Consider the following 11,277-nt stretch of genomic DNA (forward strand, 5'->3'; position numbering starts at 1 on the left):
ATCTATACCAACAATTAAAAACGTATTTTAGTTATTACAATACAAAAAGAAGGCATCAGGGAATAGAAAACGAAATACCGCTGGTAAAGTATTTAAACAAACAACAAAAAGCAGCTTAGTCAATATAGCCGGAACTTAATTTAAGCTGAAAACTGCCCTACAAATGGGGGGATGCTCACTGTTTTTAGTTTAAAATTCAAGCCGTGCATCCCTGCCCCGCTTTTGGTGCGCTTTTCAATAAACTTCAGGTACTTTTTAATGTTGTAGGCAATGGCAGCAAGCTGCATACACTTGTTGGCCTGCTTTAATCCTATGGTATTTACCTTTCTTAACCCCATAAACTGAGTCAAGGTGCCAAAAACAGGTTCTACCGTGCTTTGGCGCTTAGCTTTCATATACCGGCCCTGTGGGCTTTCTACCCGGGCGATGTTACGCTGGTATTCTGCCCGATAATACGTGACGCTAAACTTTTTCTCCTGAGCACTTTTACCCAGACAGCTGCTGCGTATGGGGCAATCCATACATACATGTTTGCGGGCTCGGTATTCCTTCTTGCGGGTATCCGTTCTGTAATCGTTGAACTCCTTGGTAAACGGGATTATTTTGCCCTTTGGGCATAGGTAATGATCTTTATTTTCAACATACTCAAAGCCTTCGGGACCGCCTTTAAATGTGCCGTGAGCAGGTATAAAACTCTTGATTCTCTGACGCTCTAAAAATGCATAGTTTTCACCGGAGCTGTAGCCCGTGTCTGCAACACAGTTCTCCCAGACCAGACCCTGCTGCCACAGGCGCCGCTTTACACGCTTAACAATATCGGGAAGTTGCTGGTTATCCTTACCGTCTGCGTGATAAGCTTTAATGTCGGTGATCACATGATGACCCGTATCTACACTTAGCTGGCTCAGGTAATTGAGTTTTCTGGCTTTGCCCGGTTTCACACTAATACGAGCGTCAGGGTCAGTAGGACTATAGTGGGTTTTATTGCTGGTGTATTTACTGCCTTTATTTCCTGCTCCCGGTCGCTGGTCCTGATCCTTACTCCAACGCTTGTTGCGGGTAGTTATAGCTTTTAACTCCTGCTCATTAGCGGTTATGCTGCGCTGGTCTTTATTTGATTTATCCTCTTTGCTTTTGCGAAAAGGCTGCTCTTTATCCATCGTACTGATGTGACGAACCCTGCGCAGGTGAGACTCCAGTTCTTCCTCAGGCACTTTAAGTTCCAGAGTGTCCATCGAAGCGTTGGCCTTTACCGGAGCGCTGTCAATAGCCTGGGTATGACCGCTCACCATACCTGCTTCTACACAAAGAATGAATACTTTTGTAAAAACCGATTCAAACACCTCTTCCGGGAACAACTGCCGCGTTCGGCTGATGGTAGAATGCCAGGGTAATTCTTCATCAATATCATAACCGATAAAATACAAAATATCCAAACGCATACTGCAGTGCTCGATAAGCTTGCGGTCGCTGATGATGCCTGCCTGCCGGCAAAGGCAGGTTTTCTAAATAACCCACCAGACAGAGCTTAAAAAACACCACCGGATCAATACTCTTCTGACCACTGCTACCGTAAAAGTCCCGGGTGAGTTCATAGAGAAAATCAAGGTTTAATGCTTCCTTTAGACGCCGATAGAAGTTGGTAACCGGTACCCGCTCACTCAACTGAAAACTGTTGAAGAGCTGCTCTTGATATACTTTCTTTCCTTGCATACCATGAAATTACAACTCAATTGTAAATTACAGGTAAACCGTATGTTAGCTTTTTGCTAACTTGTGCAACAGGCACAATGTATATAAAAAATAGGCGGAACAGCAATAAAATCAAAGCTTTTGGCTCGTATCAAAGTTCTTGTTTAATCGAAAGTTTAGTGCTTTGTGATCGCCTACTTTTCATATACTAACCGTTGCCCACAATTATGAAAAAAACAATATTAATAACATTATCACTAATAATATTCTCATTAAACGGAATTTATGCGTGCTCGTGCATAAAGGTTAATATCAAAAATGAATTCGAACGAAGTGATTTGATATTTACTGGCAGATTGGTAGATATTGTTGAAAGAACTGCATCGGATACGATTCCACTAGAAGGTGGCAAACATTATATTCGAGAATATAGATGGAAAGATTTTAAGTTTAAAGTTTCGGAATTTATTGAGGGAAAAAATAAAACAGAATTTATCATAATAGCAAGTACTGCTGGTGGTGCTGATTGCGGAATAAATTTTGATTTAAATACCGATTATTTAATTTACTCTTCAGAAATTGATTTTTATCTAAACTCGTTTGGCGAGGGAACAAAATTAAAACCTTATTATACATCGAGTATTTGCACACGAACAAAGACAATGAAAAAGACATCGAAGAGAGAAATAAGGAAACTTAAACGTTTAGCGAACCGGAAAGAATAACTGTGGGCAACACCGGTAATCGTTGCACAAGTCCATAATTTCTAAAAAATCGATCTATCTAAACCTCCCGAAGCCTCGGGATAGAGGGCTTTTCTTGTTTTAAAATGTTTAGGAATACGTAAACCATTCACACGTTTTTCCCGATCTATAGCACCCTAAATAAGCCCTCATTAAACCTTTCAAAAATTTTAAAGTCCTAACAGAGAAACCTCAACCTGTCAAAATATGGTTAATCTGAATTTTAAACCGCTTCTGTTCGTGCTACTCGTTGGTTTGGTTTCCTGCAGTGACGATGAAAATTACGTCCCATTGAGGCTAAAATCATTAATCTTCCCGAAGAAGCCTTCGATTATATCAATCTAAACTTACCCGGTCATTTTACAACCAATGTCCCGGGACAGCCTTTACCCACATCCATAAACGGATTAGACAATACCCCAAACGATAATCCCATAACCAATGAAGGGGCAACTTTAGGTCGTGTGCTTTTCTATGACAAAAAATTGAGTGCTAACGGGACTATCGCCTGTGCTTCGTGCCATAAACAGGAAAACGGTTTTTCAGATGATGCTCGGTTAAGCCCTGGCTTTGATGGCGGTCTCACGGGTCGCCACTCTATGACTTTGATCAATTCAAGATTTTATCAACGCGGACGTTTCTTTTGGGATGAACGGGCAGGTACTTTAGAAGAGCAGGTGCTTCAGCCCTTTCAAGACCCGGTTGAAATGGGAATGACTTTAGAACAGGTCGTAAGCGCAGTTCAGCAACAGGAATTTTATCCTGAATTATTTGAAAATGCATTTGGCGATCCCGAAATTACCAGTGATAGAATCTCAAGAGCCTTATCTCAATTTGTTCGAAGTATCGTAAGCTTTTCGAGTAAATACGATGAAGGAAGAGCTTTAGCCAATTCGCCCGGAGCAAATTTCACCAACTTTACAGATGAAGAGAATTTGGGCAAAAACCTATTCTTTCAAACCATACCCAATGGTGGTGGCGCTTGTTTTGGTTGTCATACCACAGAGGCATTTGTAAGTGCAAATCCGGGGCCGCAAAACAATGGCCTTGATTTGGTAACAACAGATTTCGGTGCCGGCGCTGTTTTTACCAATCCCATTTTTGAGAGTCGTTTTAAAACGACAAGCCTTAGAAACATTGAGCTTACAGCATCCTATATGCACGATGGCAGATTTGCAACCCTGGAAGAAGTTGTGGAGCACTACAACAGTGGAATACAGGCGCATCCTACCCTTTCTGCAGCATTAAGGGATGATAACGGTAATCCTGTTCAACTCAATTTTACAGATTCTGAAAAAGCGGCTTTGGTAGCCTTCTTAAAAACATTGACAGACAACAGCGTCAGCTCCGAAGAAAAATGGAGTGACCCATTTCAATAAAATAGCGTACAACGCTATAAACACGCAATTACGGCTTCCTCAGGCTTCGGGAAGCTATGTCCAAATCCATTTATAATTACTAACTTATATTGCTTAGCCTAAAATTGTTAATTTCAAACACGCAACTGACCCGTATACAAGAGTGTTGTGCACAATTTTTAAAATGACCGCAAATAACAAACTAACTTTCGGAATACTATTTTTTTTGCTGTCTTGTGAAGCTTCAAAGAATTTGGAAGAACAGACCTCAAATCAAACAAGTGAAATGAAAAAAATACTGACTGATTTATTCCAAAAGTCATTGAACACAAGAGACACTAATTATTTTACTCCCGAGCAAATAAAAAATAATTGGATTGGAAATCTTCCAGCAACCCGGAAAGAAATTGAGGAAACGGAATCAAGGCTTGTAATTAAATTACCTGCTGATTACAAAGAATTTCTAAAAATAGCGAACGGATATCCGACTTATAATGACGCTGTTGAACCGAGTTTTGAGAAAATAAGTGAAATTCAATATTTAAGAGATTTTGATCCAGAAACAATTCAAATTTGGATAAAAACTGGTAACGCTGAAATAGGAAAAAAATTAAACCAAAGCATAATTATTGCTGGAAAGCAAGAAGAACAATGGTTTCTTTTAATACCGCCAATTGACGAAAATGATAACTGGAAATATTGGAAATTTGCGAGTTGGATTCCGGGAGAAATTGAATATAAAAATCTGACAGAATACTTTTTAGACACATCAAAGGGAATTGAATGAAAACTGTACAGAACAACGATAATCGTTGCAAAAACCTGTAATTCTTATAACATCTCAATTAGTTAAACCTCCACCTCAAAGGCTTCCACTCCATTTTCCCCATAAAAAAACCCGATGCTTTCCGCATCGGGTTTTCTAATTAAAGAAGCTACTGTTTACACTTTAGCAGTGCTTTTTGCTTCGCTTATTTAAGCTTATAAACTTCTGTGGTAAAGATTCCAAAACAAGTTTGGGATAAGCGATTCACACGCATTCGCCTGGAGGCGAATGCGTTTCTCTGCTTACTTCACCTCTTCAAAATCTACATCTTCCACATCGCTGCTGGCGTTGCCTTCAGCTTTGCCTCCGGCTTGTCCTGCGTCAGGTCCCGGTTGTGCACCGCCCTGAGCACCTTCAGCCTGTGCTTTATAGATCTCTTCAGAAGCAGACTTCCAGATTTCGTTTAAGTTGTCTAATGCAGGCTGCACTTTTTCAACTTCTCCGGTAGCATGTGCTTTCTTCAATTCTTCAAGAGCACCTTCAATTTTCGATTTGTTATCGGCAGAAAGCTTATCGCCAGATTCTTTCAGAAGCTTTTCAGTCTGGAATACCATCTGATCGGCCTCATTCAATTTATCTACACGCTCTTTGGCTTTCTTATCTGCTTCAGCATTAGCTTCCGCTTCCGCTTTCATCTTTTTGATTTCTTCTTCGGTAAGACCTGAAGAAGCTTCAATACGGATGTCCTGTTTCTTACCGGTCGCTTTATCTTCGGCACTTACTTTAATGATACCATTAGCATCAATATCAAAAGTTACCTCGATCTGTGGCGTACCGCGCTGTGCCGGTGGAATACCGTCTAAGTGGAAACGACCAATAGTCTTGTTGTCATTTGCCATAGGACGCTCACCTTGCAATACGTGGATTTCCACACTTGGCTGATTGTCTGCTGCGGTAGAGAATACCTGAGATTTTTTAGTAGGAATAGTTGTGTTGGCCTCAATTAATTTGGTCATCACACCACCCATAGTCTCAATACCTAATGAAAGCGGAGTTACATCAAGTAACAATACATCTTTCACGTCACCGGTAAGTACACCACCTTGTATCGCAGCACCTACAGCAACTACCTCATCAGGATTCACCCCTTTACTTGGTTTTTTGCCAAAGAACTTCTCAACAGCTTCCTGTACTGCAGGGATACGGGTAGAACCACCTACTAGGATGATCTCGTCGATATCACTCTTAGAAAGTCCGGCAGCTTTAAGTGCAGACTCACAAGGCTCAATCGTTCTGCGTACCAGATCGTCAATCAATTGCTCAAACTTAGAACGGGTTAGCGTACGCACCAGGTGTTTTGGTCCGCTGGCAGTAGCCGTTACGTAAGGCAGGTTGATTTCAGTTTGGCTTGAAGATGATAATTCAATCTTCGCTTTTTCAGCAGCTTCTTTAAGACGTTGTAAAGCCATTGGGTCTTTACGCAGGTCCATATCTTCTTCTGCTTTAAACTCCTCAGCTAACCAGTTGATGATTTTGCTATCTACGTCATCACCACCTAAGTGCGTGTCACCATCTGTAGCCAATACTTCAAATACACCGTCACCCAACTCCAGGATAGACACGTCATGCGTACCACCACCAAAGTCAAATACAACGATTTTCTGATCGCTGTCTTTTTTATCAAGACCGTACGCCAAAGCAGCAGCAGTAGGCTCGTTAATGATACGCTCTACTTTAAGACCTGCAATCTCTCCGGCTTCTTTAGTTGCCTGACGCTGCGAGTCATTAAAGTAAGCAGGTACGGTAATTACCGCGCCGGTCACATCCTGACCCAAATAATCTTCTGCAGTTTTCTTCATTTTCTGAAGAATCATTGCAGACAATTCCTGCGGAGTATATAAACGACCATCCACATCTACACGAGGCGTATCGTTATCTCCTTTTACTACTTTGTAAGCAGAGTTATCTACTTCTTTAGAAGACTCGCTAAACTTGTTCCCCATAAAACGCTTGATCGAAGAGATCGTTTTGGTTGGGTTAGTTACCGCTTGTCTTTTTGCAGGATCCCCTACTTTGATTTCGCCACCTTCTACAAATGCAATTACCGAAGGTGTAGTTCGTTTTCCTTCACCGTTAGGTATTACCACAGGCTCGTTCCCTTCCATTACGGCAACGCACGAGTTTGTAGTACCTAAGTCGATTCCTATGATTTTACTCATTATATATAATTTTAAGTGTTATTAAATTTTGTTCGCACACTTAAAGTCAATCTTTGTGCCACCACAAAATCACTGACAAGCTGTCATAATTTCCAGTTGGGCAAGTCAGCAATCGCCAAAAAAGGGCGCTTGCTGTCGGGCTATACGCTGCAATCTTGTGGGGCTAAAGACCCCACAAGGATTTCCGCTGCTATCCCTCTTGCTTAATTAGGCGAGAGATTTTAGATATCAGACTTGAGACCTGAGAAGAGTAAAGAACAAAGAGAATAGAAAACAGAGAACAACAAATCCCATAGTGTGAACAGCCATCTTCAAAAAGAAGAAATAAAAAACCGAGAACCCTAAACCAGACTCAGTGCATTTTCGATATCGGCAATAAGATCTTCCTCGTGTTCCAGACCTACAGACAGCCTAACGAGGCGCTCATTGATACCCATGAATTCTTTCATTTCAGGATCAAGGCCCACGTGCGTCATCGTGGCGGGATGTTGCCCCAGGCTTTCGGTGCTGCCCAGACTCACCGCCAGTTTTACCAGTTTAAGACTGTTGAGAAATTTAAAAGCTTCGGCCTCTTTACCTTTTACTTCAAAGGCAATCATAGCTCCGGGAGAAGTGTACTGTCTTTTATACAGCGCGTAAGCTTCCGAACCTTCCGCAAGGCAGCCCAGATAATGCACTTTTAAGATTTTAGGATGCGTCTTGAGATACGCGGCGACCCGCTCTGCGGTGTGTGCCTGTTGTTCCATGCGTACTTTTAGAGTTTCCAGACTGCGCAACAACAACCAGCAGGTGTGCGGGCTCGCCATATTCCCTAAAAATGTACGCAAGACCTTAATGCGTTGCATAACCGCAGCATAACCCAGCACCGCCCCGGCAATCAGGTCGCTGTGTCCGCCCAGATATTTGGTAGCCGAATAAATCACGATATCTGCACCGTGCTCTAGCGGACTGCACCACAACGGCCCCATATAGGTATTGTCAGTCGCCAGGTGTACCTTTTTGTCACTTCTGCTGTAGCGGTCTGCCAGTCTTCTGCACATCGCGATATCAATCAGCTCATTGGTGGGGTTAGCGGGGGTTTCAATATAAATTAAGCTCAGCTTATGGGCTTTACCGCTTTCGTCAAGCAGTTTGGCAATATCCGCCTCATCCTGATCGGGTCTGAAACCAATAGCCTCTACTCCTATTTCCTTTAAAAAATGATTGATAAAATGATCGGTTCCGCCATAGGTAGGTCGGCTGTAGAGCAACAGATCACCGGGCTTTAAAAACTCGAGCATCACCGTGCTTATGGCAGACATTCCGCTTTCAAAAACCGCACACTGCTCTGCCTTATCCCAAAGCGACAATCGGTCTTCAAGAATCTCCAGATTGGGATTATTGATGCGACTGTAAATAAGCCCCAGTTCTTCCTGATCTGCCTTTTCACGTAGCCCGTAAGCCACTTCAAAAAAAGCCTTTCCGGCTTCTGCAGTTTTAAAGACAAAAGTAGAAGTTTGAAATACCGGTGGTTTGATCGCACCTTCAGAAAGTTCGGGTTTGTAACCGTGGGTCATCATTAAGCTTTCGGGATTCATAGGAGTCTAATTTTAATTGTTTGGTAAAACTACCAATAACCAGACTCAGATTTGGAATACCTTAAAAAATCCATAATTTTTCCTATTTTTAAAATTAAAACAGGAAAATAACCACCAATCTTTCGTCCCCATAAGCGATATAACGGAAAAATTCCCCTTTATGAAACTCGACGACACCGATAAAAAACTGCTAGCCATCCTGCAGGAAGACAGTAAAACTCCAATAAAAGACATCGCGTCCCACCTTAATCTGACTAAAACGCCTATATACGAGCGTATCAAGCGTTATGAGCAGAAAGGTATCATCAGCAAATATGTTGGCGTACTCGACCCGTCTAAGCTAGACACGGTTATGGTCGTCTTTTGCTCCGTTTCTCTGGAAAGTCAAAAACTGGACGCCCTAGAGTCTTTTGATAAAGCCGTCGCAGACATTCCTGAAGTGGTAGAATGCTATTTGATGGGCGGCGCTAACGACTTTTTACTAAAAGTTGTGGTTAAAGATTTACAGGCGTATCATACCTTTTCTTCCGGAAAACTGGCCGCTCTGCCCAATGTTTCTCAAATAAAAAGCACCTTTGTATTAAACGAAGTTAAACGTGCAACGGTCATACCCTTGTTCTAAACCCCGCTTGTGCCGGCAAACCTACATTCTTCTTCTAAAAAACAGATTTTATACCACAGCCTGCTGTGGCTTTTTGGTTTGTACCTGCTTATAGCTCTGATCAAAACACTGCTTTCCACTATGTTCCAGGAAGTAGAAACTTCCGGCTATTCACAAAGCGGAATCACCGAAATGCTGCGCAACAATCCATTTAAAGCAGCAGTTATGATACTCGTCGTCGCACCCGTAGTTGAAGAATGTATGCACCGCAGCCTGCTAAAACCCTCGCATCTGGATGTCGTACTCTTCTGCTCCTCGTGGATCGTTTACGCCACCAACCTGTTTATCCCTGAAGACGTAAACTGGCTGGTACGGGTCCTTTTTTTATTCATCTTTCTGGGCTGCCTCACGTATATCGGCGTTCAGCTTTTCAATCCCTATAAATTGCGGCATTTGCGGGTTTGGCTCACCAGGCACTACAAATGGATTTGGATAGTCACATCGATAAGCTTCGGATTGATGCACATCACCAATTACGTGGCTGTTTTTACCCTAAACCTTCCCTTATTTTTCAATATTTTGCCGCGCATTGCTTCGGGTTTCATCTTTGGTTACATCAAACTTAAAAACCGGCATATCCTGTGGTCAGTCGCCGCACACGCACTCAACAACCTGGTTCCGTTTATCATTCTCGTGCTGCTTTATCAACTGAATTCGTAAGCATTTCGCTTTGCGCCATCCTGCTTTAACAAAGCCTTGACGCATAATAAGCAAGGGGTTTTGTACTTTGTAAGTAAACCAAAAAAATATATTTATGAAGGCGATACAAGTCCCTAAACCGGGTGCCGACTTCAACATTGTTGACGTTGACATCCCAACCCCAAAAGAAAATGAAGTATTAATTAAAGTAGAAGCCTGCGGTATTTGCCACAGTGACAATATGGTCAAGGAAGGACACTTCCCCGGTATCGAATATCCACGAGTACCCGGTCACGAGGTCGTAGGTATTGTTGATGCGGTAGGTAGCCATGTCAAACAATGGAAAAAAGGACAGCGTGTGGGTGTGGGCTGGCATGGCGGACATTGTTTTGAGTGCGAGCCTTGCCGCCGCGGGAAGTTTATCAACTGCGAAAATGCCAAAATTGCGGGTATCTCCTACGATGGCGGTTATGCCGAGTATATGACCGCTCCGCAGGAAGCCATCGCGGCCATCCCCGAAGAATTAAAGTCGGAAGAAGCTGCTCCTTTGCTTTGTGCCGGTATTACGGTGTACAATGCGATGCGTAACAGCAATATCAAAGCTGGAGACGTGGTTGCCGTTCAGGGAATAGGCGGTTTGGGTCACCTGGCTGTTCAGTATGCGAACAAAATGGGCATGCGCACCGTGGCGATTTCTACTTCCGAAGACAAGAAAAAACTGGCTCACGATCTGGGGGCGCATCATTTTATTGCCACAGACAATCAGGATGCGGTTGAAGAATTACAAAAACTAGGTGGAGCAAAACTTATTGTTGCCACAGCACCACACGCCGATGCCATTACCTCGGTAATTGACGGTTTGGGCATTGATGGCGAACTCATCTGCATCGGTGCAACCGGAGACCCGGTAAAAGTATCCCCTATGCAATTGCTTATGGCCCGCAAATCGGTTTCCGGATGGCCTAGTGGTACTGCCATTGAAAGTGAAGACACGCTTAATTTCAGCGCCCTCACCGGCACCAAACCGATGATTGAAACCTTCAAATTTGATGATGTGGAGGAAGCTTTCAGTAAAATGATGAACAACAAAGCTCGTTTCCGCGTGGTTTTGGTTCCTTAATTCAGATTTAAATCTAATATTTAAACGACCGTCCGGTATATTCCGGCGGTCGTTTTTATGTTATTTAAGGTTCAAGATTTAAAGTCCAAAATTCAAGGTCTTCCTTTAAATTTCCAGATTTTGTATTACTTATTTCTCATTTCCAATTTTGTATTCAGATTTCGCACCTCCTATTTCCAACAGTTAACGCTCGAAATGACTCCGGCATCCTAAATTTAAAGTCTAAAATTCAAGGTCTTATTTCAAACTTCCAGATTTTGTATTCCTGATTCTAATTTTACTTCGCATTGCAAACCGACTAATGCGATTTCTCCCTAGCGGTCGAAATGACTAGAGCATTCAAAATTGAAAATTCAAGATGAATTCTGTAATACTTGTAAGCTTCCCTAGATTAGAACTGCTTAATTTTCCAAAACTTGTTTAAAATTATTGTTTTTCATTCTATTGGGGCTAGCCCCAATAGAATGAAGCTTTGCGTATTGCACCGGTGATATTTTACCCA

The 11,277-nt window shown here is 42.4% G+C and carries 8 protein-coding genes and 1 pseudogene; 6 read left to right on the forward strand and 3 right to left on the reverse strand.

Annotated elements, in window-relative coordinates; all coding sequences use genetic code 11:
- Positions 1-140: 140 nt before the first annotated feature.
- A pseudogene (locus LLW17_RS18590) lies at positions 141-1,713 on the reverse strand (IS1182 family transposase).
- Between the two features lie 206 nt (positions 1,714-1,919).
- Between LLW17_RS18590 and LLW17_RS18600 the strand changes: the two are divergent.
- The 3 genes from LLW17_RS18600 (at position 1,920) to LLW17_RS18610 (ending at position 4,580) form a co-directional block, all read left to right on the forward strand.
- Positions 1,920-2,417, forward strand: a complete 498-nt coding sequence (locus LLW17_RS18600; protein WP_228231799.1) for a hypothetical protein — start codon at positions 1,920-1,922, stop codon at positions 2,415-2,417.
- 452 nt (positions 2,418-2,869) lie between these two features.
- Positions 2,870-3,814 carry a cytochrome-c peroxidase gene (locus LLW17_RS18605; RefSeq protein ID WP_228231807.1) on the forward strand — a complete coding sequence of 315 codons (945 nt, stop codon included), beginning with the start codon at positions 2,870-2,872 and terminating at the stop codon, positions 3,812-3,814.
- 265 nt (positions 3,815-4,079) lie between these two features.
- Entirely contained in the window at positions 4,080-4,580 is a 501-nt protein-coding gene (locus LLW17_RS18610; protein ID WP_228231800.1) for an SMI1/KNR4 family protein, read from the forward strand.
- A gap of 281 nt (positions 4,581-4,861) precedes the next feature.
- Here the strand turns inward: LLW17_RS18610 and dnaK are convergent, their stop codons facing one another.
- On the reverse strand, positions 4,862-6,778 hold the full coding sequence (gene dnaK, locus LLW17_RS18615) for a molecular chaperone DnaK (RefSeq protein WP_228231801.1): 1,917 nt from the start codon (positions 6,776-6,778) through the stop codon (positions 4,862-4,864).
- A gap of 341 nt (positions 6,779-7,119) precedes the next feature.
- Positions 7,120-8,355 (reverse strand): cystathionine gamma-synthase family protein, encoded by a 1,236-nt coding sequence (locus LLW17_RS18620; protein WP_228231802.1) that lies wholly within the window; start codon positions 8,353-8,355, stop codon positions 7,120-7,122.
- A 160-nt stretch (positions 8,356-8,515) separates the two neighbouring features.
- On the opposite strand from LLW17_RS18620, the gene LLW17_RS18625 reads away from it, so the two are divergent.
- The 3 genes from LLW17_RS18625 to LLW17_RS18635 all read left to right on the forward strand — a co-directional run bounded on the left by LLW17_RS18625 (position 8,516) and on the right by LLW17_RS18635 (position 10,775).
- Positions 8,516-8,977 (forward strand): Lrp/AsnC family transcriptional regulator, encoded by a 462-nt coding sequence (locus LLW17_RS18625; protein ID WP_228231803.1) that lies wholly within the window; start codon positions 8,516-8,518, stop codon positions 8,975-8,977.
- Between the two features lie 9 nt (positions 8,978-8,986).
- A complete protein-coding gene (locus LLW17_RS18630; protein ID WP_228231804.1) occupies positions 8,987-9,676 on the forward strand; it encodes a CPBP family intramembrane glutamic endopeptidase in 690 nt (229 codons plus the stop codon).
- A gap of 94 nt (positions 9,677-9,770) precedes the next feature.
- The gene (locus LLW17_RS18635; protein WP_228231805.1) at positions 9,771-10,775 is read left to right on the forward strand and encodes an alcohol dehydrogenase; all 1,005 of its coding nucleotides are present in this window, start codon (positions 9,771-9,773) and stop codon (positions 10,773-10,775) included.
- The last annotated feature ends 502 nt before the right edge of the window (positions 10,776-11,277 follow it).

The organism is Leeuwenhoekiella parthenopeia (assembly GCF_020782115.1).
In the GTDB taxonomy this organism is placed as follows: Bacteria; Bacteroidota; Bacteroidia; order Flavobacteriales; family Flavobacteriaceae; genus Leeuwenhoekiella; species Leeuwenhoekiella parthenopeia.

Excerpts from the sequence above, each read along its gene's own strand:
- LLW17_RS18600 (WP_228231799.1), top strand. The coding sequence starts at position 1,920 with ATGAAAAAAACAATATTAATAACATTATCACTAATAATATTCTCATTA.
- LLW17_RS18610 (WP_228231800.1), top strand. The coding sequence starts at position 4,080 with ATGAAAAAAATACTGACTGATTTATTCCAAAAGTCATTGAACACAAGA.
- dnaK (WP_228231801.1), bottom strand. The coding sequence starts at position 6,778 with ATGAGTAAAATCATAGGAATCGACTTAGGTACTACAAACTCGTGCGTT.
- LLW17_RS18620 (WP_228231802.1), bottom strand. The coding sequence starts at position 8,355 with ATGAATCCCGAAAGCTTAATGATGACCCACGGTTACAAACCCGAACTT.
- LLW17_RS18625 (WP_228231803.1), top strand. The coding sequence starts at position 8,516 with ATGAAACTCGACGACACCGATAAAAAACTGCTAGCCATCCTGCAGGAA.
- LLW17_RS18635 (WP_228231805.1), top strand. The coding sequence starts at position 9,771 with ATGAAGGCGATACAAGTCCCTAAACCGGGTGCCGACTTCAACATTGTT.